Origin of the sequence: Sorangium sp. So ce363 (assembly GCF_051520435.1) — a bacterium.
In the GTDB taxonomy this organism is placed as follows: Bacteria; Myxococcota_A; Polyangia; order Polyangiales; family Polyangiaceae; genus Sorangium; species Sorangium cellulosum_B.
Window position 1 is genome coordinate 10,648,865 of the sequence record NZ_CP150333.1, and the last position, 24,442, is coordinate 10,673,306.

Sequence of the window (24,442 nt, forward strand, 5' to 3'; positions counted from 1 at the left end):
GCGAAGGGCCTGTCCCGGTAGGGCCCTACGCGCCGCTCCGGTCGCCCGCGGGCCCGTCCCCGCCCGGCGCCCCGCCGCCCGGCCGCCTGAGCGTCACCAGGAGCTCTTCCTGGAGCGGCTCCGGCTGGATCGTGCAGTGGGTGAGCGCGTGCTTCTCGCGCAGCCGCCGGGCCACCGCGGCGGCCACGTTCGTGCCGTGGTGCCCCTTGGCGAGGACGACGTGCACGGTGAGCACGTTGAAGCCGTCGGAGATCGACCAGACGTGCAGATCGTGGAAGTCGACGACGCCGGGCACGCTCCGGATGGTGTCCTCGACGTGGGCGAGATCGATCTCGATCGGGCTGCCCTCCATGAGCACGCGGGACGTGTCCCGCACGAGCCGCCAGCCGCCCCAGAGCACGAGGGCGCCGATGGCCGCGCTGATCACCGGATCGGCCCGCGTCCAGCCGAAGGCGAGGATGAGCACGCCCGCAGCGATGGCGCCGACCGAGCCGAGCGCGTCCGACAGCACGTGCGCCAGCGCGGCCCGCGTGTTGATGTTGTGCCCGTGCTCGCCGGTCGAGAGCAGCAGCGCCGCGACCACGTTCACGAGCAGCCCCAGCGCCGCGGTGATCGCCAGCGCCTCGGCGTGCACCGCCTGGGGCGCGCGCCAGCGGTGGGCCGCCTCGATGAAGATCCAGATCGCCGTCAGCGCCAGCGCGACGCCGTTGGCGAAGGCCGCGAGCACCTCCGCGCGCCGGAAGCCGTACGTCCGCTCGCGCGTCCGCGCCTGCGCCGCGATGCGCTGGGCGATGATGGCGATGCCGAGCGCCGCGGCGTCCGCGAGCATGTGGCCCGCGTCGGCCAGCAGGGCGAGGCTCTTCGACCACCACCCGACCGCCGCCTCGACGACCAGGAACGACGCCGTGAGGGCGAACGCCGCGATCAGCCGGCGGAGCGGCGCGTGCCGGAGATCGTGGCTGTGGTCGTGGTGCTGCGGGTCGCCGTGGTCGTGATCGTGGTCGTGGTCGTGACCCGGGGCATGGTGATGCCCGTGATCGTGCCCCTCGCCGCGCCGAGCGCCGCGCCCGGTCTGGTGCTCGTCCGAGGCGCTCCCGTGATCGTCGCGCACCCCCATCGCCGCGCCGGAGCGGCTCACACCCGCTCGAGGATGGTCGCCACGCCCATCCCTCCGCCGATGCACAGCGTGATCAGCGCGGTCGCCTTGCCGGCGCGCTCGAGCTCGTCGAGCGCCGTCCCGATCAGGCAGGCCCCGGTCGCGCCGAGCGGGTGCCCGAGCGCGATCGCGCCGCCGTTCACGTTGACGCGGTCGAGGTCGATGTCGAGCTTGCGCGCCGTCTGCAGCGGCACCGCCGCGAACGCCTCGTTGATCTCCCAGAGATCGACGTCGCGCGCCTGCATGCCCGCCTTCTTGAGGGCTCGCTCCGACGCGGGCGCAGGGGCCGTCAGCATGATCACCGGCTCGGCGCCGGCCGTCGCCGTGGCGCGGATCCTCGCCCGCGGGGCGAGCCCGTGCGCCTTCACGTAGTCGCCGGACGCGAGCAGCACGACGGCCGCCCCGTCCACGATGCCGCTCGAGTTGCCCGCCGTGTGGACGTGCCGGATCGACGCCACCTGCGGATAGCGCGCCAGCGCCAGCGCATCCACGGTCTCGCCGGCGGGGCCCATCGGCGTCGACCCGAGGCTTCCGAACGCCGGCTCGAGCTTCGCGAGGGCCTCCATCGTCGCCCCGGCCCGCGGGTGCTCGTCCCTGTCGAGCAGCGGCTTGCCGTCGAGATCGACGACCGTGAAGAGGCTCTTCGCGAAGCGCCCCTCGCCCGCGGCCCGCTCGGCCTTGCGCTGGCTCTCCAGCGCGAAGCGGTCGACGTCCTCGCGCGAGAAGCCCTCGATCGTGGCGATGAGGTCCGCCGAGATGCCCTGCGGGACCATCGCGAGCTTCTTGCGGAGGGCGAGGTTGTTCCCGTCGAGGGGCGCGCCGTCCGAGCCCATCGGCACGCGCGACATGCTCTCGACGCCGCCGCCGACGGCGACCTCCTGCTGGCCGGACATGACCCCCATCGCCGCGAAGTTCACCGCCTGCGCGCCCGAGCCACAGAAGCGGTTGACGGTCACGCCGGTCACGGCGTCCGGCCAGCCGGCCGCGAGGATGGCGGTGCGCGCGATGCACGCGCCCTGCTCGCCCGCCTGGGTCACGCACCCGACGACCACATCCTCGACGTCCTGCTTGCGGATCCCGGTCTTCTCGGCGAGGCGATTGAGCGTTTGCGCGAGGAGCTCTTGAGGGTGCACGCCCGAGAGCGCTCCCTTGCCCGCCTTGCCGCGCCCGCGCGGCGTGCGAACGGCATCCACGATGAAGACGTCTCGCATGACAGGCCTCCGAGCCCGATGTCCGGCCCGTGCTTAGCACACCGCCCGTTCCCGGGGCAGCCTGGTCGCGTCGGGTCTCGGTGGACCTGAGCCGGCGCGGATCGGCTATGCTCGCCGCCGATGACGGACCGGTCGCAGCGCATGGTGTGGGTCGATCTCGAGATGACGGGGCTCGACGAGAGCTCGTGTGCGATCGTGGAAATCGCGACCATCGTCACGGAGCCCGACCTGACCGTGGTCGCCGAGGGGCCGTGCCTCGTCATCCACCAGCCGGAGAGCGTCCTCGCGGGAATGAGCGACTTCGTCCGCGATCTCCACGAGCGCTCGGGGCTCCTCGAGCGCATCCGCGCGTCCACGCTCTCGGTCGGCGACGCGGAGTCCGAGACGCGCGCGTTCCTCGAGGCGCACTGTGACAAGGGGACGGCCGTGCTGTGCGGCAACTCCGTGTGGAAGGACCGCGCCTTCCTGCAGCGCTACATGCCGGAGCTCCTCTCCTTCCTGCACTACCGCATCGTGGATGTCTCGACGCTCAAGGAGCTCGTGCGCCGCTGGTATCCGCTGCGCGCCGCGCCCAAGAAGCGCGAGATCCACCGCGCGCTCGACGACATCCGCGAGTCGATCGAGGAGCTCAGGTGGTACCGGGCAAACGTGTTCCAGCCGCTCCCGGGGAACGAGCTCCGCTGAGCGATCGCGGTGAGCCGAGGGGAGCCTGAGGGCCGACCGCGTCCTCGGGCTTGCGGTTCAGCATCCTCGCTCGCCGGCATCCCCAACCTCGGTCGGCGCCCCGCCCTCAACCTCGGTCGGTTCACCCGTCGGTCGGCGCCCCGCCCTCAACCTCGGTCGGTTCACCCGCCCTCAACCTCGGTCGGTTCACCCGCCCGGCAACTCGCCCCGCCCCGCCCTCAACCTCGGTCGGTTCACCCGCCCGGCAACTCGCCCCGCCCCGCCCTCAACCTCGGTCGGTTCACCCGCCTGGCACCTCGCCCCGCCCCGCCCTCCGCCCCGCCCCGCCCCGCCCTCAACCTCGGTCGGTTCACCCGCCCGCCCTCGCAAATCCGGCCGGAAAGGCGGCTCCGCTGGCAATCGAAGAAAAATTGTCCTCAAAACGAGAAAATTCGATCGATCGAGGCAATGCTTTGAGTAGGCTAGCCATGCGTCCAGGCCTCCGGCACGAGGTCTGCGGCGTAGACACCCCGGCGGCCCCAATCCGCCGGGGTGTCGTTTGCTACCGGACCTGCGCGATTGCCTTAGAATAGCTGGTCGCCGTACCACGGTTGCCCGGGGCTACCCTTGGCTTCCACGGCGGGAGTCGCGACCAGCGGGGCGGGCTCAGCACGGCGCGTCACCCCGGACTTCGTCGCCGGCGCCTCCACGGCAGAACCCGCCGCCTCGGAGGCGCCGGGATCGCACTGCACCGGGGAAGCTGTCGGCTCATTGTGATGTGAGTCACTCACGTGAGCCGGCGGCCCGGCGGGTGGGGACGGTATCCCATGTCGGGCGATGTACGAGCTCAACGGCACCGCGACGGCGGCGCTCGTCAGCGCGACGAGCAGCAGCGCTCCGCCGGCCAGCAGGACGTTGCTGCGCGAGCGCGGCGCGGCGATCTCGACGACGGGGTGCCGCATGGCCTCCGGAGGGAGGGTCCCGGTGGGCAGCGTGTTGCGGGACGCCGGAGCGGGCACGCTCCGCTCCGTATCCGGCGCCGACTCCTGCAGCGACGGGGCGGCCGCAGCTTGCGGGCGCGGCCCCCTCGGCGGCGGAGCGCCCCCCGCGAGCGGCGCCGCGCCCACGAGCAGCGGCCGCACGGCGGCCATGAGTTCGTGGACCGTCTGGAACCGCGCGTCAGGATCCTTCGCGAGCGCCCGGGTCAGCGCCTCGTTCACCTGGGCCGACACCCCCTCGAGCGGCGGCGGCACCTCGTCGAGCGCGCACACATCCAGATCGTCGCGGCCGTCGAACGGGCGCGGCCCCCCGAGGAGGCAATACAGCAGCATCCCGAGCCCGTAGACGTCGGTTCGTTCATCGATCGCGCGAGCATGCGGATCGTTGAAGAGCTCCGGCGCCCGGTACCGCGCCGCATCCGCCATGGCGTCCTCGGGCGCCCCGAACGGCAGGTGCAGCCCGAACGCCCTCAGGACAGCGGCGCCCTGACCGGTGATCACCACCGTGTGCGGGCCGAGATCCCCGTGCGAGAGCCCCAGCGCGTGCGCGGCGCCCAGCGTCCGCGCGACGTCGACGACGAGCTCGTACGCGACGGAGCGAAGCCGGGGCAGCAGATCTTCCACCGAGGGATCGTCGCTCTGCCGGGCAGCGATCCACCCCGCATCTCCCTCCATCCCGCCCGCGATCACAGGCACGATGCCGTGCACCCGCGCAGACAGCGAGAGGAGCCTCTCCAGCGCGCCGCGGAACGCATCGGCGTCGATGCCCATGCCCTCCTGGACATAGAGCGTCACCTCGCGGCCATCGGCGTCGAGCGCGCGATACGCCTCCGCCGGAGCGGGAGAGTCGAGGCTCGCGACGATGGTGTACCCCGCGAACTCCTGCCCGAGGATCACCATGGCCCCTCCGCCTCGATCCGCGCGACGGGCACGGAGGATTCAGGCCTCGCGCGCAGGAAGGAGAGGACGGCGCGGCGCGCGTTCTTCGATGTTGGCTGCGGTGTTGGATCAGCCCAAAAGATTCTGCTCACTGCGTCGGACCTCCGGCACGAGGTTCGAGTCCATGACACCCCCGGACACGGCGCGGGGAACATCGGTTGGCGGAGACAGTAACAGAGGTCTCAGGCGCGCGGAAGCCGTCGCCAGCGCGGACCGGCGCCACGGAGCGCGCGAGGCGGGTCTATCACTTTCCGGAACGACGGCTCGACGGCGGAGTAATACGCCCTGAAAAAGCGCGCTCCGGGCGGGGCGACTTGGGCGGAGCTGCCGGGCGTGCGCGCTCCGGATCTTCGCTGGCGAGGGCGAGCATTGCTTGCTTTCTCGGTGAGTCGTCAGGCTCCATGAGCAGAAAGAGGATCGCGCTCTGGAGCGCCTCCTCGGCCTGGTCAAAGCGCTCTGCCACGATGGACGCGACAGGGCTGCGCCCGTCGCCGGGGAGCAGGAGGCGCGGCTCGCACTGGAGCCCCTGGGCGATCAGGCCGAGCGCGCCGAGCCCGAGATCCCGCTCGCCGCGCTCGACCTGCCGCAGGTACGTGGCCGAGAGCTGCGCCCGCTCCGCGAACTCCTGCATGCTGAGCCCGCGGAGCAACCGGAGGATGTGGACCGCCTGGCCGACCTCCTTGGGGAGCGTGTCGCGCATGAGCGCGAGCCTAGCAGGCAGAGCTCGCCCGAGCCCCCGAGAAGGCAGGCCGCCCCGCGTGAGGAGCGCGCCCGCTCGCCGGCGCACCGAACGCGCCGCGCCGGCGGCGCTACAGGTACCCTTCGGCCTGCAGCGCGAACATGCGGGCATAGCGCTGGCCACGGGCGACGAGCTCGTCGTGGGTGCCCTCCTCGACGATGCGCCCGCCGTCGAGCACGACGATGCGGTCGGCCATGCGCACGGTCGGGAAGCGGTGAGAGATGACGATGGTCGTCCGCCCCTTGGACAAGGACCGGAACCGCTGGAAGACCGCGTGCTCGGCCTCGGCGTCGAGCGCCGCGGTCGGCTCGTCGAGCACGAGGATGTCGGCCTGCTCGCGCATGAAGGCGCGCGCGAGCGCCACCTTCTGCCACTGCCCGCCGCTCAGCTCGACGCCGCCCTTGAACCAGCGCCCGAGCTGCGCGTCGAGGCCCCCGGGCACGACCGTCACGACCTCGTCGGCGCCGCCCTCGGCGACCGCGCGCGCGACGCGCGGCTCGTCCGCGAGGTGCTCGACGCTGCCCAGCCCGACGTTCTCGCGCAGCGTGAGCTGGTATTGGTTGAAGTCCTGAAAGACGACACCGATCCTCCGGCGGAGCGCGTCGGGCTCCCAGGCGCGGAGATCCTTGCCGTCGAGCAGGATTCGCCCCTCGGTGGGCTCGTACAAGCGCGCGAGCAGCTTGATGAACGTGGTCTTTCCGGCGCCGTTGTGCCCGACGAGCGCCAGGCTCTGACCGCTCGGGATGTGGAGATCGATCCCCCGGAGCGCCCAGCGCGACTGGCCAGGATACCGGTAGCCGACCCCCTCGAACCGCACGCCCCGGTCGCGCGCGCCGTCGGCCGGCAGGGGCGCAGGCGCGTCTGCGCGGCCGGCCGGCGGCGCGGGCGGCTCGCCGGTCGGGATGGACAAATATTGAAAGAGATTCGACATGTAGAGGTTGTGCTCGTACATGCCGCCGACGCCGGCGAGGACGGCCTGGAACGCCTGCTGGCCTTGCCGGAAGGCGGCGACGTAAAGGACCATCTCGCCGAGCGAGAGGCGCCCCGCCGCGGCGCCGGCCGCCATGGCGCCATAGCAGCCGTAGAACGCGGCGGTGCCGAGGAGCGACAGGCCATAGGACCACCCGGCGCGGCGGACCGCGAGGGCGCTGTCCTCCCGGTAGAACGACGCCGCGAGCGCCTTGTACCGCTCGAGGAACGTCGGCCCGAGCCCGAAGAGCTTCACCTCCTTGGCGTGGCCGTCGTTGGCGAGCACGTACTCCAGGTAGTTGAGCCGGCGGGCCTCGGGAGAGCGCCAGTTCCGGAGGCGGAACGCCGCGCCGGAGAAGCGCGCCTCGGCGACCGTCGCGGGGACGGCCGCGAGCACGAGCGCGAGCACCGCGAGGGCGCTGAACCCGAGGAGCAGCGCGGCGTACCCCGCGAGCGTGATCAGGTTCTGCACGAGGGAGAAGCTCTCGGTCACGACGGCGGCGGGGCGAGACGACGCCTCGCGGCGCGCGCGGGTGAGCTGGTCGTAGAACTCGGGGTCTTCGAAATGGACCAGCGAGAGCGAGAGCGCCTTCTCGAGGATCATCCCGTGGATGTCGATCGAGAGCCGCGCGCCGAGCAGCTGCCGCGTCAGCGAGAGCCCGCGCTGCGCGAGCGCGAGCGCGGCCACGAGGCCGAGCTCGACCGAGACCCACACGAGCGCCGCGCGCTCGTCGCGGGCGACCACCGCGTCCGTGATCGCCTTTCCCACGTAGGCCACCCCGAGCGGCAGCGCCGCCGCGGCGAGCGTGAGCGCGCCGAGGGCGACGCTCGCCGCCTTCGACGAGCGCCAGACGAGCTGGAGCGTCCGTGGTGTGTAGGCAAAGCTGTCCCGCAGGCGGGAGAGGCCGAGCATGGACGGCGGATTCTAACCACGCCGCGGCGCTCCGCCCGCGAAGACCCGCGAGGGCGCGAGGGCTGAGGGACGCGAGCGCGACGACCACGGGCGGCCGCGGTCGCGGTCGGGCGGGCGGGCGGATGCTGTGGCGGACGCGCGCCCGGCGCGGTATCCCGGGCCTCCGAAAGAAAAGGAGGCTCTTCATGTCGAGCATGTCCACGTTGACCATGGGCTACGGAGCGCTGCTCACAGCGCTCGGCGTCGGCGGATTCGCGGCAACGAGCGCGCCGACGGCGCTCATCCCGGCCGGCTTCGGGGTCGTCGCGATCGGGCTCGGCCTGCTCGCGCGACAGGAGAGGTACCGCATGCACGCCATGCACGCGTCGGCCATGGTCGGCGTCCTCGGCTTCCTCGGCTCCGCCCGCGGCCTGACCCAGCTGCCGACGCTGCTCTCCGGCGGCGACGTGGCGCGCCCCCCGGCCGTCATCGCCCAGTCCGTGATGGCCGTCCTCTCGGCGGGCTACGTCGCCCTCTGCGTGCGATCCTTCATCACGGCGCGCCGCGCCGCCGCCCGCACCTGAGCGCGACGCGCGCCGCCTCGCGCTCGGAGCGCGCCGCCCCGCCACGCGGCGCGCGCACCGAACGCGCCGCCCCGTCAAGGAGCCCAGGCGCCTTCACAGCCCCTTCTTCCCATCGCCGTCCAGCCGGCGCGCTCGGTGCGGTCCTGTCGGGCGCGAGAGCCATCGAACGGCGCGCTCCTGCCGATCCGTAGAGAACGGCCGCTGCGGCCCCTCTCGCGCGGCGCGTGGTGGATGAGCCCCCCCCTCCCCTCTCCTCACCCGCCCTACTCTGCACGTCCCATCTCTGCGTGTCCGATCTCCGCGCGTCGGATCAGGGCGCTCGCACGCCGAGGACCTCTTCATGTCGATTATTTGACAATCCGGACCACCAGTCCGGAATGCTATAAATCCGCGCGCAAAAAGCCAGATCGGTGCCCTCGATGCCCGTGCATGATGTACTGTCATCGTCACCAGACCATCAACTACGAGAAGAGCGAGCACCATGCTTCGACGCGTCATTGCATTGGGGCTGACGGCGCCTTTTTTCCTTTCCTGCGAGGGGAGTGGTGGTGTCATCCAGATCTGGAATTGCGAGGAGTGCCTCAAGGGCTGGACCTGCACGGCGGACGCCTGCATCCCCCCGCACTGCAACAATGACGTCACCGATGGAGACGAAGGAGAGACCGACCGCGACTGCGGCGGCTCGTGCAAGCCTTGCGGCTTCGGCGCCTCGTGCGAGACGGGCATCGACTGCAAGGAGGGCGTGTGTCGCCTGGGAGTTTGCCAGGCTCCGACCTGCGTCGACGGCGTGGCGAACGGCTTCGAGACCGGCGTCGACTGCGGCACGCGCTCGTGCCCGCTCTGCCCCGCGGGCGAGGCGTGCCTCACCGGCGAGAACTGCGGGTCCGGCGTGTGCAGGGAGCGTGTCTGCCAGGCGCCCTCGTGCGACGACGGGGTCCTGAATGGAAGCGAGCTCGCCGTGGATTGCGGGGGGGACTGCCGGACGTGCCGGTAGCCCGAAGCGCCCAGCGAGGCGACCAGGCCTCGCGACCGCACGCCGACGAGGCGTCGGCGCGGGGAGGAGCGCCCCTCGCCTCAGAGGAACTGGACCGCGGGCACCGTCTCCAGGCTGACCGTGCCGCCGGTCGCGATCCAGCGGAAGCCATCGATGAGCGCGGTCGAGTCGAAGCGATCGTCGCCGGTGTCGAACAGGATGAACCGGAGCGAGATCTCCTCGCCGCCATGCACCGGCGCGCGGGTCTTGAGCCACCGGGTGCCGCCGTCGCGGCGCGGGCTGAACCCCGTCCCCACGAGCTCACCCGAGCCGAGCGGACATCCGTCGCAGACATCGAAGAACGCGATATTGACGCTGACCGGCCTTCCCTCCCCGTCGAACGAGAGATTGCCGTTGTACGACCCGGGAGGCGCGGGCGTCGCCAGCGCGACGAATTGATCGTTGAAGTCCTCGCAGACCCACTCCGGGTATTCGAACGTATAGAACTTGAAGAGGAACTCGTAGCCGGTCGCGTTCGTCGGCGCGCGGAGGACGACCTCGAGGCCGACGTCGTCGTTGATGAAGCTGGACGGAGGACAGGAAGGGTTGTCCTGAGGGAACCCGGGCGGCGCGGTGCCGGGACCGTAGCTCGAGCAGCTCCCGGACCAGCAGGCGTCGGGGTGGCCGGGAAGGCGTGCGCTCCCCGTCGAGAGCGCGAGCAGGCGCGCGCCGCCCTGCACGTGCACGTTGGGGCCGAACCCATCGAAGAGGCCAACCGCGGGCGACCGCTCCGCAGGCGAGCCGTCCCCGCGGACATACCTCGCGGAGAGCACACCCCACCGCCTGTCCTCGCGGGACGCCACGGCGCAAAGGTCGATCGCCTTGGCCCCGTTCGCCGGATCGAAGTCCTCCAGCGAGAGGCCCTCGTCGCACGGTGGCGGCACGTCGTCGATCACCCCGTCGCAATCCTCGTCCGCCGGCGCGGGGATCTGGCCGTTCGCGTCAGGCTCGGTGACCTCGACCTCGATCGCGCCTGGATTCACATTTCCATCAACATCGTTGCAGTCGCCCTCCGCGGGCGTGAACCCGTCCCCGTCGCCGTCCACGTTGGGATCGGTGATGGGGATTGCGTCACCGGAGCCCAGCCCTGGCTCGCCCGGCTCATCGAGCCCGCCGGGGCCGTCCTCGCCGATGGTCCCCGAGGGCTCCTCGCGCCCGTCTCCCCCACCCCCCGGCGCGGACGCGCCGCCCACCGCGGAGCACCCGAATGCGACGGCGAGCACCGCCATCACGGCCATGCCGGCGCAGGGGAGAGCCAACCGTTGTTCGATCATGCTGCACTTTGCCAGAGAGAACGGACCGACGTCGCGCGCAACCTCGAGCGGGCGAGCGCAACCTCGGTTCGAATGCGCGGGCAGGCACGCGCAGCTCAGGCAGAGGCGCATCCTCAGGCGGATGCGCGATCGCCGAACGCAGGCGGGGTGGGGCGCCGCTGCCGGACGCGCTACATCCGCTCCGGCGCCTCGATCCCGAGCAGGCCGAGGCCCTTCGCCAGCACCTCCGCCGTCAGATCGCAGAGCGCGAGGCGCGAGCGGCGCACGTCGTCGCTCTCGGCCCGGAGCACCGGGCAGCGCTCGTAGAAGCTCGTGAACGACCCGGCGAGCTCGAACAGGTAACCGCACAGGCGGTGCGGCTCGAGCGTGGCCGCCACGTCCTCCAGCACGGCGCCGAACCGGAGCAGCTCCAGCACGAGCGCCCGCTCCGCCGGCTCGCTCAGCACGATCCCGGCCTCGCGCGGCGACTCGACGCCGGCCTTCCGGAAGATCGAGCGGACGCGGGCGTGCGCGTACATCAGGTAGGGCGCCGTGTTCCCCTCGAACGCCAGCATGCGATCCCAGTCGAACACGTAGTCCTTGATCCGGTCGCTCGAGAGATCGGCGTACTTCACCGCGCCCACGCCGACCGCCCGCGCCACGGCGCCTCCGGCCTCGGCGTCGAGCTCCGGGTTCTTCTCCCGCACCACCTTCGCCGCGCGCTCCAGGGCCTCGTCGAGCAGGTCCGAGAGCTTCACGGTCTCGCTGCGCCTCGTCTTGAACATCTTCTTGTCGGCCCCGAGCACCGAGCCGAACGCCACGTGCTCGGCCCGGGCCGGCGGGGTGAGCCAGCCCGCCTCGCGCGCGGTCGCGAAGACCATCGCGAAGTGCTGGCTCTGCGGCGCGCCGACGACATAGACGATCCGGCGCGCGCCGACCGTCGTGAGGCGGTGGCGGATCGCCGCGAGATCCGTCGTGGCGTAGCCGTAGCCGCCGTCCTGCTTGCGCACGATGAGCGGCAGCGGCTCGCCGCCCTTGCCGGTGAAGCCGGCCGGGAAGACGCAGAGGGCGCCCTCGCTCTCGCGCGCCAGCCCCTTGCGACCGAGCTCCTCGACGACGTCGGGCAGCATCGGGTTGTAGAAGCTCTCGCCGGCAAAATCCGCGTCGGTCAAGGTCACGCCGAGGCGGCGGTAGACCGAGTCGAAGTAGCGCGTCGACTCGCGCACGAGCTGCCGCCAGAGCGCGAGGGTCTGCTCGTCGCCGCCCTGGAGCCGCACGACCCGCCGGCGCGAGCGCTCGGCGAACGCCGCATCGCCGTCGAACTTGGCGCGCGCCTGCCGGTAGAACTCGTTGAGATCGCCGACCGAGAGCTCCTGCGAGGCCGCGGCCTCGCCGAGGTCGAGCATGTGCTCGATCAGCATGCCGAACGGCGTGCCCCAGTCGCCGAGGTGGTTCTGGCGGATCACGCGGTGGCCGAGCGCCTCGAGCACGCGCGCGAGGGCGTCGCCGATGATCGTGCTGCGGAGGTGGCCGACGTGCATCTCCTTCGCGGCGTTGGGGCCCGAGTAGTCGACGATCACCGTCTCGGGCTCGGCCGCGGGCGCGATCCCGAGCCGCCCGCCGCCCGCCGTCTCGGCGAGCTCGCGCGTGAGGTACGCGTCCTCGAGCGTCAGGTTCACGAACCCGGGGCCCGCGATCTCGACCTTCCGGCAGATCCCGTCGAGCTCTAGCGCCGCCACGATCGCCGCCGCGACCTCGCGCGGCGGCCTGCCGAGGCGCTTGCCGAGCGCCATGGCGGCGTTCGCCTGGTAGTCGGCGTGGGTGGAGCGGCGCAGGGAAGGATCAACCGCGGCGTGCTCTTCGCCGAACGCGGCGGTGATCGCCGCCTTGAATGCGCGGGCGAGGGCGTGGACGGGATCGGCCATGGCGTATCCTTTGGCCCGAGCGCCCGGCCAATTCAATAGGCAAGCCGGAGCGGCACCGCCACATCAGCGCACCTTTGACAAAAATCGGGGTAGGCCGGACAGTTCACGCCTCACGTGAGCGCTTCCCCGCCCCCTGCCCCCGGCGATCTGCCGCCCGTCGCGAGCAACGCGCTCGCGGAGAGCGCTGCGGCCCAGCTGGTCGGGACGGTCCTCTCGGACCGGTACCGGATCGTGGAGCTCGTCGCGACGGGCGGGATGGGCGCGGTGTACAAGGCCGAGCACCTGCTCCTGCGCAAGTGGCTGGCCGTGAAGCTCCTCCTGCCCGCGGCGAAGGGCTCCCCGGAGCTCACGGCGCGCTTCGAGCGCGAGGCGATCGCGGGCGCGCACATCCAGCACCCGAACATCGCCTCGGCGACAGACTTCGGCACCCTCCCCGACGGCTCCCGGTTCCTCGTGCTGGAGCACGTCCGCGGCACGACGCTCGATCGCATCATCAAGAGGGGCCCCTTGCCCGCCCCGCGCGCCGCGGAGATCGCGCGGCAGATCGCGGCGGCGCTCGCCGCGGCCCACGAGCGCGGCGTCATCCACCGCGATCTGAAGCCGCGCAACGTCATGGTCGAGGACGGCACCGACGCCGTGAAGCTCATCGATTTCGGCCTGGCGAAGGTGCCGATCGAGCGCCTCTCCACGACGGACGCGCACAGCAGCGAGGCGCGGCCCGACGCCGGCCGGATCACGCTGAGCGGCATGGTCTTCGGCACGCTCGCGTACATGGCGCCCGAGGCGGCGCAGGGCATGGATCACGTCGACGAGCGCTCCGATCTCTACGCGCTCGGGCTCATCCTCTACGAGATGCTCGCCGGGAAGCACCCGTTCGACGCGATCCTGCCCGTCGAGATCTTCCGCGAGCAGCTCCACACGGCCCCGCCGCCGCTCCGGCTGCGCGCCCCGGGCACGGCGGCGCCGCGCGAGCTCGAGGCGCTCGTGATGCGCATCCTGCGCAAGGACCCGGCGGAGCGCCCCGCGAACGCCCGCGCGCTGCTCGCGGCGCTCGACGCGGCCGTGCCGAGGTCCGAGGCGCTCGGCCTCCTCCCCTGGAAGGAGCCGCTCTCGAGCGGGACGTGGCGGCTCAGCGAGCCGCTGCGCGCGATCCCGCACGCCATGCCGCCCGAGCTGCCGGCAGGGCAAGACCGCGCGGGCGCGGCCGGCGGCGCTGCGGCCAGGGGCGGCGCGGCTGGCGGGGCGGCGACCGGCAGCGCCGAGGCCGACGCGTTCGGCCTGCAGCTCGGGGCCGCCGGGGCTGACGGCGAGGCGCCCGGGAAGGCAGCGCGCGGGGCGGCAGGGGGCCGGCCGCGAGCGCGACGGCGCGCGTGGGGCTGGATGCTCGGGGTGGCCGCCGTGGCCGCGATGGGCGCGGCGGGCGCGCTGCTCCTCGGCCGGCTGCCCGCGGGCGCAGGCTGGCTGCGCGCGGGCGCCCCGGCGGCCGCCGGCCCGGAGCTCCAGGCGGCGCCCGCAGCGGCGCAGACGGCCCCCGCCGGGGCGCCGGCCGCCCAGGCGCAGGATGCCCTCGGCCCCCCTCTGCAAGCCCCCTCCGCGGCGCCCGTCGCGAGCGCCTCGGCCCCCGGGTCGGCCGACGTCGCGGCGGCGCTGGACGCGGGTGCGGCGGAGCCGGACGCGGGCGCGCCGGACGCGGGCGCGGCGCTCGCCGGCCCGGAGCCGCTCGAGGGCGCGGGCCTCCCGGCCGAGCGCGAGCGCCTCGTGGCGGCGGTCCGGGCGAAGCGGTGGGGCGACGCGGAGAGCGCGCTGCTCACGCTGCTCGAGAAGGATCGCGCCGCCTTCGAGCAACGCGACGTGATGACGGCCGCGGCCGCCGTCGCCGTGAAGAGCTCGTACCGGACCGACGGCCGCGCGGACGCGATCTTCGACGCGCTGGAGAGCCGCCTGGGCCCGGAGGGCCTCGACATCGCCTACGAGATCTCGAGCGGCTACGGGGGCACGCAGGGCGGAAAGCGCGCGGCGGCGCTGCTCCGCCGCCCCGAGGTGCTGAAGCGCGCGAGCGTCCCGCTGCGCATCGCCGTGGCGCTGCGCGAGGCCCCCTGCCGGCGCAAGGAGGCGCTCTTCGAGCGCGCGGCGCTCGAGGGGGACGCGCGCGCGCTCGTGTTCCTGGAGATGCTCCGCTCGTCGCAGTGCCAGCCGCGCATCGGGCAGTGCTGCTTCCACCACCACGAGGGGCTCGAGCGCGCGGTGCGCGCCCTGCGGGACCGGCTGCGCTACTGAGCCGACCGCGCCCGCGTGGCGCGGGCTCCCGGCGCGACGCGGCCCCGAGGGCCGCCGAGATGGGCTAGGCTCGCGCCCCCGGGTTCCACGGCGCCCAGGAGGCCAGAGCACGGCGACGGGGCGACGGGCGGCGCGCGGACGACAAGGACGAAGGATCAGGAATGAGCGACAAGACGAATGAGGAGATCTACAGGGCGTATCTGCTGGCTTACGCGTGCAGCGGCGACGCCTCGAAGGTCGCGGTGCTCCAGGACGCGCGCCCGCTGACGGCGGTGGTCGCCGCCGCGCTCGCCCTCGCCGAGCGCGACCGCCAGGCGAGCGAGCCGCCGGACACGTGGGATTCCCTGAGCGAGCGCCTGCAGGCGATGTTCGATGAGTTCGATCCGCACGGGTACGACCTGGCGGGCGGAGGCGACGAGTCGCTCGAAGACGACGAAGAAGACGACGAGGACGAAGACGGCGACGAGCCGATCGCCTCCTGAGCCGCCCGAGGCGCTTTATCGAGGAGCGGGCCGCGCAGCGCGCGCCGGCGACACGGCCATTCGCCCGGCGATCACGGGCGAATGGCCGTTCCTCACACCGCCTTCGCTCTGCAGTCGGCGGCGATCACGCCCATCCCCTCGGCGTTAACCAAGCTTCGCGCCGCGTTCTCCTACATCCGAACGTTTACGTGGTCGTGGTCGTGGTCGTCAACGACAGGCCGTGAACGACCACGACCACGACCACGTAAACGTTCACGTTCACGTTGGTGATCGGTGGTGGGGGGCAGGATTCGTGCCCTGAGCGTGACCGAACGAGCCTGGTTAACGCCGCAGATTATCGGGTCGCTGCGCGTGACGCGGCCCCGCTCACCCCCCGAGGGTCGCGCCGTTCGAGGCGATGACCTCACGATACCAGTGCGCCGAGTCCTTGAGGACGCGCCTGCCCGTCGGGTAGTCGACGAAGACGAGGCCGAAGCGGTGTTTGTAGCCGTGGGCCCACTCGAAGTTGTCCATGATCGACCAGTGGAAGTAGCCGTTCACGGCCGCGCCATCGGCGATCGCCCGGCGGAGCTCGATCAGGTGGCGCGCCATGAAATCGATGCGCTGGGGGTCGTGCACCTTCCCGTCGAGCGAGATCCAGTCCCGGGTCGACAGCCCGTTCTCGGTGATCACGATGGGCCGCTTGTACCGCTCGTAGAAGAACCTGGGCCCCCAGTAGAGGCACTCGGGGGTGACCGACCACTCGAACGCGGTGATCGGGTGTCCCACCGGGTGGGGCACCACCTCGGCTGCGCCGTTCGCCCCGGCGCGCACCGGGACTCCCCAGTAGACGTTCACGCCGCAGAAATCGACCGGCTGCGCGATGATCTCCATGTCGCCGCTCCGGACCTCGGGCAGCTCGTTCGCGAACAGGCGGAGCCCGTCCTCGGGGTACCTGCCGAAGAACACGGGATCCATCCACCACGTGTTGGTCCACGTGGTCCGCGCGTTCACCGACCACGTGGCCGCGCGCGCCGCCTCCAGATCCTCCGGCGACGAGGTCGCGGGGTATTTCACCTGCGCGACGGGCGCATAATAGACGTTGCACCTCCCGGGGCTCGCCGCGCGGATGGCCTGCACCGACTTGCCGTGCGCGAGCAAGACGTGGTGGCAGACCCGGAGCACCTCGGCGAAGCGCAGCCGGTCGCCGGGGGCGTGGCGCCCCTCGTAGTGGCCGGCGCCGGCGAACACCTGAGGCTCGTTGAGCGTCATCCAGTCCTTCACCCGATCGCCGAGCTTCCTGACCACGACGCTCGTGTACTCGGCGAACCAGTCGGCGCTGTCGCGGTTCAGCCACCCGCCCTTGTGGTAGAGCGCGAGAGGAAAGTCCCAGTGGAACAGCGTGATGTGGGGCTCGACGCCCGCCTCGAGCAGCGCGTCCACGAGGCGATCGTAGAACGCGAGCCCGCGCTCATTGACGGCGCCCGTGCCCTCCGGGAGGACACGCGGCCACGAGGTGCTGAGTCGATAGGCGCGGAGGCCGATGTCGCGCATGAGGGCGACGTCCTCCTGGTACCGGTGGTAGTGGTCGCACGCGACGTCGCCCGTCTGGCCGTTCCACACAGCGTCCGGCTTCTTGCAGAACATGTCCCACACGGACGGCCCCTTGCCGTCCTCGTGCGCGGCGCCCTCGATCTGGTACGACGCCGCGGCGGCGCCCCACAGGAACCCTTCCGGAAAGCGCTCTTCGCTCTGCTGTCGCGTCATGGTGGCCGCCACCATACCAAAGGCGGCCGAGCTCCGGCACCGCGGCGTCAGCCAGCGTCGCGCGCCTCGTAGCCGGCCTCGCGCACGGCCGCGAGGAGGGCCTCCGCCGCCGCGCTCCCCTCGACGACCGCCTCTCCGCGCTCGAGGCTCACCTCGCTCACCCGCGTCACGCCAGGGACCTTCGCGAGCGCCTTCGAGACCGCCTGGACGCAGTGGCCGCAGGTCATCCCTTCGATAGCGATTCTGCGCATCTCCCCCCTATGCCCGCTCGAGGCAGCAGCGTCAACGAGGGCACGCCGGTTGCGCCGGTTGCGGCGTCCACGCCCGCGTGATGTGCTCTCGAGCGTGACGGCTCTCGAGCACACGGCGCTTGTCGGCCACGGCGGCGTGCACATCATCGAGGGCGCCGGGGGGACGCGCCGCCATGCGCTCCACCTGGTCAAGCTGGTGGTGCCGGTCGAGGGTCCTCTCGAGATCGAGGCCGAGGTCGGGCGGCCGTTCGAGGTGCGCGCGCCCGTGCTCACCGGCGCCGGGGTCGCCCATTCCATCGGCTCTCCCGGCGCGACGGTGACGACCTTTCTTGCGCCCGAGGGGCTCGGCGCCGGCGCGCAGGCGGCCGCCCGCGGGCGGGTGCTCGTCCTCGAAGGCGCGCAGGCCGAGCGGGCGCGCTCGGCGGCGCGCGACGCGCTCCGCGGCCGGCTCGATCACGCGGCGACGCACGAGCTCATGAGGGCGTGCGCCGGTGCGTTCGCGCCGGGCGGCCCGCCGGTCGATCGCCGCGTGCTCCGCGCCATGCGCCGCCTGGCGGAGCAGGCGCCGGGCCGCCCCGCGCTGGGCCCGCTCGCCGCCGCGGAGGGCCTCTCTCGCTCGCGGCTCTCCCACCTGTTTCACGGCGCCTTCGGCCACCCGCTGCGCGATTACGTGACCTTCCTGCGCGTGCGGACGGCCATCCGGGCGCTCATGGAGGGCGCCCCGCTGGCGCAGGCGGCGCTCGCCGGCGGCTTCCACGACCAGGCCCACCTGGCCCGCGCGATCGTCGCCACGCTGGGCCGCACGCCGGGCTCGGTCGCTCGCAGCCGCTTCGTACAAGCCGAGGCCACGGCCGGGGCCATGGTGATCCCCTGAACCCAAGGAGGATCCATGCCCCCCGCGCTGTCGGCGCAGCCCGCGTCGCCCTCGGCCTCATCGTCCTGCTCGGCGGCATCAACGGATTCGTGCGCATCGTGCCGGTCCCCGAGCCGCTCCACCCGTTCATCCAGCTGCTTGTCGACAGCGGCTACATCCACGCCGTCAAGGTCGTCGAGATCGCCGCCGCGGTCCTGCTCCTCCTCGACCGCCGCCGTCCCCTCGCGCTCGCGCTGTTATGGCCGGTCGTGGTGAACATCGCCCTGTTCCACCTTCTGCTGGACCCCCGCGCCGGCATCAACGCCGTCGTCCTCCTCGGCCTGCTCGGCGCCCTCACCTGGCATGATCGCCACGCGTTCGCGCCGCTCCTCGCCGAGGGGCGGTCCGGGTCGCCCGCCCCGAAGGGCGACCCGGCGCGCGGAGAGCGCGCCTCGCTCGCCTAGAACCCGATCACCTACGGCGCGCTGTCCTGGAGCACGCCGTCGGGCACGAGGCGGAGCGAGCGAACCGCGCCCTCGCGCGCGAGCAGGAGGGCGCCGAGCACGCCAGCCTCGTCGCCCAGCGGAGAGGCGACGACCGGCACGTCCGCGCCGCGGACGGCGTGGCGCGGCAGCTCCTCGCGCACGCCGGCAAGGAGGATGTCGGGCGCCGCCAGCAGCTCGCCGCCCAGCACGATGAGCTGGGGGTTGAGCAGGTTCAGCAGGACCGCGATGCCGCGCGCGAGCTGCGTGCCCGCCTCGTGGAAGATCGCGCGGGCGCTCTCGTCGCCGGCGAGCGCCGCGCTCGCGACGGCGCTGACCGCGTGCGGGCGAGCGAGCGCGGCGAGCTGCGGTGAGCGCGCCGACGCCGCCTCGGCGGCGCGCCGGAGCGCCATGACCGAGGCGAACGTCTCCAGACATCCGCGGCGCCCGCAGCCGCAAGGAGGGCCGTCGTCCGCAACGCGGCAGTGGCCGATCTCCCCGCTGTACCCCTGCATCCCGAAGAACAGGCGTCCATCGGCGACGAGGCCCGCGCCGACGCCGAGCCCGACGTAGATCCACACATACGACGCGTGCCCCCGCGCCGCGCCGAGCTCCCCTTCCGCCACCGCCGCTGCCTGAGGCAGGTTGTACACAGGCACCTGCATGCGAAGCGCGCGGCTGAGCTCCGCGCGCACAGGGAACCGCTCCCAGCCCAGGTTGGGCGCAAGCACGCAGACGCCGCTCGGCCGCTCGATGAGCCCAGGCAAGACCGCGCAGGCGCCGCGCAGCCGCTTCCGCGGCACCCCACTCAGCTGCAGCACCTTCGGCAAGAGCTCGACGATATCGCGGACCGTCCGGTGCGGATCGCGCAGGACGGTGGGCTGCTCCAGCCGCGCCCGCAGCCGCCCGCGGGCGTCGGCCACGGCCACGGCCGTCTTCTCGACACCGATCTCGATGCCGAGGAAGGCCGCGCTGTCGTCGTTGAACTCGAGGAGCCGCGCTGGGCGCCCGCCGCGCGATTCGGTCCCGACATCGCGGACGCTGCCGCTGTCGAGGAGCTCCTCGATGATGGCCGAGACCGTCGGCTTGGTCAGCCCGCTCAACCGCGCGAGGTTCGTGCGGGAGATCGGACCGTGCTCTTGCACGAGGTCGAGGACGAGGGAGCGGTTCAGCTCCCGAGGGGTACGGTTGTTCGCCGTCTTGTCGTTGGCACGGACCATTCGAGCAAAACCAGACTTAGCCGTCCTCGTGCAGCAAAAGCAAGGGGCGTCGCAGCCGAGCTGTCACGAAAGCGCGCGCGGCGAGTTTGGTCTCCCGCGCTCTCCCGCGCTCTCCCGCGCTTCTCCGCGCGTCGCTGCCTCGACGCCCCCCCACCCCGCGGCGCGTCAGCTGCTTATGTCAGCATCACAATCGTCGCTGCCCGGACGGCCACCGGCGCAGCGCCCCTCCCGCCCTCCACGTAGCAAACTGCCCCGCTTCGGGGGATGGGCTCCTACAGCCCGCACCCCCGTGTGGCGGAACGCCGCATCGCCGCATGTGAGGGGGAAACAGGGAGCGCGCGGCCCTCTCGGCGTCCGACCCGCCCGGACCTGGCGATCGCCCCGCTCCCCGCTCCCGCGACGCCGCGAAGCTCCGCGGCGGGCGGGCTCATCTCTTCTCCAAGGGAACACCGATTGCAGACGGCAACGAACGAGAAGCGGTGGATGACAGACGGCAGGCGCTCATCGGCAATCGACGCTCAATGAACGACAAACGGCAAACGCGGGAAGCGAGCAAACACCGGATCGATGAGCGCAGACGCCGCGGGGCGTGAAGGGGAGCGATCGTCAAGGCGCTGGAGTCCTGACATGCCGACGCACTGTCGCCCCAGGTCGAGCCAGGGCTCGACGGGTTGGAGGACACGGCGACATCGCACAGCGACGCTTTGCCCAGCTCGCGCGCGATGCGCATGGCCGAGGAGACGCCCGGAGCGCCGGGGCGCTTCCTCACGAGGAGTTTTCACGATCATGAAGATGACACATGTTCTGGGTGCAGTGTTCGCTGTGACGCTCGCCGCCTGCACGGCGACATACGATGATGCCGAGGTCGCGGATGCGGAGGAGACCGGGGCCGCCGAGGGCGCGCTCGCGGTGAGCGACGTGGCGGCAGCACCGGCGTATTTCGAGCACGAGAGCCGCTTCACCCTCGCGCGGCCCGGCGGCATGTGCGGGGGCATCGCCGGCATACGCTGCGCGGCGGGCCTATATTGCGACTTCGCCCCCGAGGCGAACTGCGGCGCGTACGACCGGAGCGGCACGTGCGAGCTCATGCCCGACGCGTGCCCGCAGAACTACGATCCGGTGTGCGGCTGCGATGGCCGCACCTACAGCAACGGCTGCGTCGCGGCCACGGCCGGCGTCTCGGTGAGGAGCGCGGGGGAGTGCGGCCCCACGATCGTGGGGATCGGCGAGAGCTGTGGCGGCTTCACCCTCGGCGGGCCGCGCGTGTGCGGCGAGGGGCTCTACTGCAAGTACGCGCCGTCCGCGATCTGCGGGCGCGCGGACGCGTCCGGCACCTGCGCGGAGAAGCCCGATGTTTGCACGAAGGAGCTCGCTCCCGTGTGCGGCTGTGACGGCCAGACGTACGCCAACGCTTGCACGGCGGCAGCGAGCGGCACCTCCGTCGACGCGCGGGGCGCGTGCGCGGACGCGCCGATCGAGTGAGCGAGATCGCCGCCCCGCTCCGCGGCTGCTCGAGCGCGAGGAGCGCGGGCGGCGCGCGTTCACGGCTGCTTCTCGACGGATTGCACGTCGAGCTGGATGAATTGACCGACGTACGGCTCGGGCGCCGGGGGGACGCCTTCCACGACCAGATGCTTGAAGTTGGCGATGCTGGTGTGATTCGGATCCTCACCCTTGAAGGACACCGTGGATCCGCCCCGGATCGGAATGGTCTTCGTGTGGTCGATGATGAACGTGTCGTGCCCCACGGTGGGGCTATCGTTGAGCCAGTAGACCTCGGCCGGGTCGGAGACAGAGATGCTGTAGCGGTTGTACGTCGCGTTGTCGGGTGTACCGCCCACGCGGAAGTGCATGCCGTCGGGCGTGCCGCCCTTGTAGGTCTCCGGCTCGACGACGCCGCGGAGCCGGACGGTCACCAGATAGACCGTGTCGGGCGAGCCGCCGAACGTCTTCTTCTCGTCGACCAGCGCCGAACACGCACACTCGTCGCTGTTGCCCGGGTCCTGGTCGCACGGCATCTCCCAGCGGAAGCCGTCGATGCTGTCGGCCGCGGCGAGCAGGTTTTCTCCTTCGCCGCCGCTGCCGCCGACCCCGCCGCTGCCGCCGCTGCCACCGGCCCCGCCGCTGCCGCTGGAGCTCGCGCTGCTGGAGGCGCTCGTGCTGGCGGCCGTCGAGGCTCCCCCGCCCGAACCCGCAGCGCTCGTCGTGCTGGAGCTGGCCTGATCGTCCGCAGGCGGGTCGGAATCGGAGCCGCAGGCGAGAAGGACCATCATCGCAGGGACCACGATCAAAGAGATTCTCATTTTACACCAGTCCGGCGAGGGCGCCGGCAGTAGAGGCTGGGGACGCGAAACGTCGTTGCCTTGATATCACGGCTCGTTCGCGTGACCATGTCAGGTTCGTGAGCGGCCCGGTGCACTACCGGACGAAGCCAAAGGAGGACGTGCGGCCGACAATGTGAACGTTCACATGACGGGCGTCAATGCGAATCGACCGACCCGCGGGGTTCCTCGAGCGTGCGGGGGGGGCGGGGCCGAGGACATGGGGACATGGGCCTGCGGTCGCGGTAGGATGCCATGGCGCCCGGGGCGCCGGGCTCCGTCGCGCCGCATTCACGCTTTGCAGCGAGGTTGAACGTGAGATCCTGGATCTCTGCCCGTCGAATCCTGTGCGTCCTCCTGCTCGCGCCGCTCGCCCTCGGGATGGGCATCAGCGAGCAGGAGTTCCTGTGCGAAAATGCGGCTGCGCATCTCGAGGAGTGCTGTCCGTCGTTCGCCGCGACTCCCGCGCTCTGCCAGCAGAACGTCGGCTGTAACGGGAACGAGGAGCTGTGGCTCACGGCCGACGAGAGCCGGTGCATCCAGGACAGGGAGTGCGGCGACCTCGTCGCGAGCAACGTCTGCGAGCAGGCGGCCGCGCGCATGAAGCTCGCCGAGGGGGGGAGCGCAGGCGTCGCGCGCCCGGTGGTGTGTCGATGAGGCGGCGTATCCGCTCGTCGAGGCGGCGATGGGGCGGCGCGGCCGTGCTCTCCGGGCTCCTCGCCCCCGCCCTCGCCAGCGCGCAGGAGCCGCAGCCTCCTCCGGGGCCGCCCGCTCTGGCGCCCCTCCCCTCGCCGCCGCCCGCGACGCCCGCGACCGCACAGGCGCCGTCGACCGCGCCGCCTGGGGCGCCCGTACCCGAGGGCCCGGAGGGGTGGAAGCGCGGCTTCGGCGTCAAGCTCCACGCCGGGGGCTCGTGGCAAAGCTTCTATTCCCTCGCCATCTATGGAGCGAGCTTCGGCGCCGCCGCCGGGGGCACGCTCGAGCACGTCGCGCTCTGGGGAGGGTTCGAGGGCTTCGTCGGCGTCACCGAGTTCGGCCTCCCCGCGCGCATGTTCCGCCCGAGCTTCGCGGTGGAGACCCACCTCGGCGATTTCCGGCTCGGCGGAGGCGCGGGCCTGCTCCTGCTCGCGGTGACCCGCGCGACGTCAACGTCGTCCATGACCTCCACGGCGTTCGGGTTCAGCGGGCACCTGAGCTACGACCTCGTCACCCTCGATCAGCACGCGATCTACCTCGAGGCTCGGATGAACGTCGATCTCGCCTCGGCGATCCTCTGGGGGCCCTCGGGAGCCCTGGGCTTTCGCTACTAATTCTACTCACCAGGAGTCCGGCCAGGGATCCAGGGAGAGATTTCAACGCAAAGACGCAAAGGCGCGAAGACGGATCTCTGACCTGCGCAAGCAGAGACGGCCTTGGGCGCTGCAGCGCTACGGCTCTCCGCCGCCGACGCTCCCCTCGCCGTGCCGGTGCCCCCGCGCCCGCCGCTCGCGGTTCCTCGCCACCTTCGCCGCGCGGCTCGCCATGAGCTCCGGAGACGGCTTGCGCCCCAGGTGCGGCTCCTGCTCCGCGTGGTGCTCGTCGAACGACCCCGGCTCGCTGCCGAGCTCGAAGATCGCGACCTCCCGCTGGCCCCGCTCGCCGAGGCGCAACGGCATCACCGCCGCGCCGATCCCCGCCCCGACGTAGACCGCCCCCTGGCCAGGCTCCCCCCGCTTGCGCGTGCCGTAGAGCCCGTGAATGTACCGGTGCCCCGCGATCTTGCCGATCGAGAGCTCGTTCAGGCGCGCGACCGTCACCTGGCCCGCGTGCGTGTGGCCCGACAGCACAAGCGGGATGCCATGGCGCCAGAGCCCGTCCGCCTCCTCGGCGATGTGCGAGAGGCCCAGCGTCGGCAGGTCGCGCCGCATCCCCTTCACCGCCTTCTCGAGCGACGCGTGGCCCGTATACGCGTCGTCGAGCCCCACCACCTGGAGCCGCTCATGGCCCAGCGTGATCACCGTGCTCGCGTTGCAGAGCACCGCGGCGCCGCCCCGCTCGAGCGCGCGCTTCACCGCGTCGGCGCCCGACCAGTGATCGTGATTCCCCAGCACGGCGATCACCGGCGCCTCGAAGCCGCGCACCACCTCTTCCAGCTGATCGAGGTAGAGCTGGCTGTGACACACGAAATCGCCCGTGAGCACGACGAGGTCGGGCCGCTGCAGGTTCGTCAGCGCGACGGCCGCGCGCTGCACCCGCACCGACGTCACGCGACCGACATGCTGATCGGTCAGGTGGGCAATCCGGAGCGACGACATCTGATCGAGGTAGGCCGCCGGCCCCGCAAAACGCCGGAGCCGAATCCCCATGGCCGGGTCCGCTCCCTCAGGCGCGGGCTCCCCCCCGGAGGCGCCAGCGCCTCGCGTGAAGAGCCTCCGCCACCGCTCCCTCGCAGGTACTGCGCTGCTCACG

Annotated in this window: 22 protein-coding genes; 10 read left to right on the forward strand and 12 right to left on the reverse strand. The window is 72.1% G+C overall.

Features of this window, described 5'->3' with window-relative positions; all coding sequences use genetic code 11:
* Positions 1–25: 25 nt before the first annotated feature.
* Entirely contained in the window at positions 26–1,138 is a 1,113-nt protein-coding gene (locus tag WMF12_RS40065) for a cation diffusion facilitator family transporter (RefSeq protein ID WP_437853709.1), read from the reverse strand.
* On the reverse strand, positions 1,135–2,367 hold the full coding sequence (locus WMF12_RS40070) for an acetyl-CoA C-acetyltransferase (RefSeq protein WP_437742010.1): 1,233 nt from the start codon (positions 2,365–2,367) through the stop codon (positions 1,135–1,137). The genes WMF12_RS40065 and WMF12_RS40070 overlap by 4 nt, the downstream gene beginning before the upstream one ends.
* A gap of 120 nt (positions 2,368–2,487) precedes the next feature.
* Between WMF12_RS40070 and orn the strand changes: the two genes are divergently transcribed.
* Positions 2,488–3,051, forward strand: coding sequence for an oligoribonuclease (gene orn / locus WMF12_RS40075; RefSeq protein WP_012240261.1), 564 nt, complete (start codon positions 2,488–2,490; stop codon positions 3,049–3,051).
* A 563-nt stretch (positions 3,052–3,614) separates the two neighbouring features.
* On the opposite strand, the gene WMF12_RS40080 is transcribed toward orn, so the two are convergent.
* From WMF12_RS40080 to WMF12_RS40090, 3 genes are all read right to left on the reverse strand, one after another.
* A complete protein-coding gene (locus tag WMF12_RS40080) occupies positions 3,615–4,928 on the reverse strand; it encodes a serine/threonine protein kinase (protein WP_437853711.1) in 1,314 nt (437 codons plus the stop codon).
* Between the two features lie 283 nt (positions 4,929–5,211).
* Positions 5,212–5,667 carry a helix-turn-helix domain-containing protein gene (locus WMF12_RS40085; RefSeq protein ID WP_437742012.1) on the reverse strand — a complete coding sequence of 152 codons (456 nt, stop codon included), beginning with the start codon at positions 5,665–5,667 and terminating at the stop codon, positions 5,212–5,214.
* Positions 5,668–5,776: 109 nt separating this feature from the next.
* On the reverse strand, positions 5,777–7,588 hold the full coding sequence (locus tag WMF12_RS40090) for an ABC transporter ATP-binding protein (RefSeq protein WP_437742013.1): 1,812 nt from the start codon (positions 7,586–7,588) through the stop codon (positions 5,777–5,779).
* Between the two features lie 185 nt (positions 7,589–7,773).
* On the opposite strand from WMF12_RS40090, the gene WMF12_RS40095 reads away from it, so the two are divergent.
* Positions 7,774–8,151, forward strand: a complete 378-nt coding sequence (locus tag WMF12_RS40095) for a hypothetical protein (RefSeq protein WP_437853713.1) — start codon at positions 7,774–7,776, stop codon at positions 8,149–8,151.
* A gap of 481 nt (positions 8,152–8,632) precedes the next feature.
* Positions 8,633–9,145, forward strand: coding sequence for a hypothetical protein (locus WMF12_RS40100; RefSeq protein WP_437742015.1), 513 nt, complete (start codon positions 8,633–8,635; stop codon positions 9,143–9,145).
* 80 nt (positions 9,146–9,225) lie between these two features.
* On the opposite strand, the gene WMF12_RS40105 is transcribed toward WMF12_RS40100, so the two are convergent.
* On the reverse strand, positions 9,226–10,458 hold the full coding sequence (locus WMF12_RS40105) for a choice-of-anchor L domain-containing protein (RefSeq protein WP_437853714.1): 1,233 nt from the start codon (positions 10,456–10,458) through the stop codon (positions 9,226–9,228).
* Positions 10,459–10,628: 170 nt separating this feature from the next.
* Positions 10,629–12,362, reverse strand: coding sequence for an arginine--tRNA ligase (gene argS / locus WMF12_RS40110; RefSeq protein ID WP_437853716.1), 1,734 nt, complete (start codon positions 12,360–12,362; stop codon positions 10,629–10,631).
* Between the two features lie 114 nt (positions 12,363–12,476).
* On the opposite strand from argS, the gene WMF12_RS40115 reads away from it, so the two are divergent.
* Both WMF12_RS40115 and WMF12_RS40120 read left to right on the forward strand, forming a co-directional pair.
* Positions 12,477–14,639, forward strand: coding sequence for a serine/threonine-protein kinase (locus WMF12_RS40115; RefSeq protein ID WP_437853718.1), 2,163 nt, complete (start codon positions 12,477–12,479; stop codon positions 14,637–14,639).
* 161 nt (positions 14,640–14,800) lie between these two features.
* Positions 14,801–15,121: a hypothetical protein gene (locus WMF12_RS40120; RefSeq protein WP_437853720.1), complete on the forward strand. Its 321-nt coding sequence runs from the start codon at positions 14,801–14,803 to the stop codon at positions 15,119–15,121.
* Between the two features lie 366 nt (positions 15,122–15,487).
* On the opposite strand, the gene WMF12_RS40125 is transcribed toward WMF12_RS40120, so the two are convergent.
* Both WMF12_RS40125 and WMF12_RS40130 read right to left on the reverse strand, forming a co-directional pair.
* A complete protein-coding gene (locus WMF12_RS40125) occupies positions 15,488–16,867 on the reverse strand; it encodes a GH1 family beta-glucosidase (RefSeq protein ID WP_437742019.1) in 1,380 nt (459 codons plus the stop codon).
* A gap of 47 nt (positions 16,868–16,914) precedes the next feature.
* Positions 16,915–17,118 carry a CopZ family metallochaperone gene (locus WMF12_RS40130; RefSeq protein WP_437742020.1) on the reverse strand — a complete coding sequence of 68 codons (204 nt, stop codon included), beginning with the start codon at positions 17,116–17,118 and terminating at the stop codon, positions 16,915–16,917.
* Positions 17,119–17,212: 94 nt separating this feature from the next.
* On the opposite strand from WMF12_RS40130, the gene WMF12_RS40135 reads away from it, so the two are divergent.
* Together WMF12_RS40135 and WMF12_RS40140 are read left to right on the forward strand one after the other, a co-directional pair.
* The gene (locus tag WMF12_RS40135) at positions 17,213–17,992 is read left to right on the forward strand and encodes a helix-turn-helix domain-containing protein (protein ID WP_437853723.1); all 780 of its coding nucleotides are present in this window, start codon (positions 17,213–17,215) and stop codon (positions 17,990–17,992) included.
* Between the two features lie 89 nt (positions 17,993–18,081).
* Positions 18,082–18,435 (forward strand): membrane spanning transport protein, encoded by a 354-nt coding sequence (locus WMF12_RS40140; RefSeq protein ID WP_437853725.1) that lies wholly within the window; start codon positions 18,082–18,084, stop codon positions 18,433–18,435.
* An 11-nt stretch (positions 18,436–18,446) separates the two neighbouring features.
* On the opposite strand, the gene WMF12_RS40145 is transcribed toward WMF12_RS40140, so the two are convergent.
* Positions 18,447–19,673, reverse strand: coding sequence for an ROK family protein (locus tag WMF12_RS40145; RefSeq protein WP_437853727.1), 1,227 nt, complete (start codon positions 19,671–19,673; stop codon positions 18,447–18,449).
* Between the two features lie 786 nt (positions 19,674–20,459).
* Between WMF12_RS40145 and WMF12_RS40150 the strand changes: the two genes are divergently transcribed.
* Entirely contained in the window at positions 20,460–21,155 is a 696-nt protein-coding gene (locus tag WMF12_RS40150; RefSeq protein ID WP_437853729.1) for a Kazal-type serine protease inhibitor family protein, read from the forward strand.
* Positions 21,156–21,214: 59 nt separating this feature from the next.
* On the opposite strand, the gene WMF12_RS40155 is transcribed toward WMF12_RS40150, so the two are convergent.
* Positions 21,215–21,976: a hypothetical protein gene (locus tag WMF12_RS40155; RefSeq protein ID WP_437853731.1), complete on the reverse strand. Its 762-nt coding sequence runs from the start codon at positions 21,974–21,976 to the stop codon at positions 21,215–21,217.
* A gap of 333 nt (positions 21,977–22,309) precedes the next feature.
* Here WMF12_RS40155 and WMF12_RS40160 point away from each other — a divergent pair, with 333 nt between their 5' ends.
* Positions 22,310–22,651 carry a hypothetical protein gene (locus tag WMF12_RS40160; protein WP_437853732.1) on the forward strand — a complete coding sequence of 114 codons (342 nt, stop codon included), beginning with the start codon at positions 22,310–22,312 and terminating at the stop codon, positions 22,649–22,651.
* The gene (locus WMF12_RS40165; protein ID WP_437853734.1) at positions 22,648–23,304 is read left to right on the forward strand and encodes a hypothetical protein; all 657 of its coding nucleotides are present in this window, start codon (positions 22,648–22,650) and stop codon (positions 23,302–23,304) included. Before WMF12_RS40160 ends, WMF12_RS40165 begins: the two co-directional genes overlap by 4 nt.
* A 117-nt stretch (positions 23,305–23,421) precedes the next feature.
* On the opposite strand, the gene WMF12_RS40170 is transcribed toward WMF12_RS40165, so the two are convergent.
* Positions 23,422–24,339: a metallophosphoesterase gene (locus WMF12_RS40170; RefSeq protein WP_437742028.1), complete on the reverse strand. Its 918-nt coding sequence runs from the start codon at positions 24,337–24,339 to the stop codon at positions 23,422–23,424.
* Between the last annotated feature and the right edge of the window lie 103 nt (positions 24,340–24,442).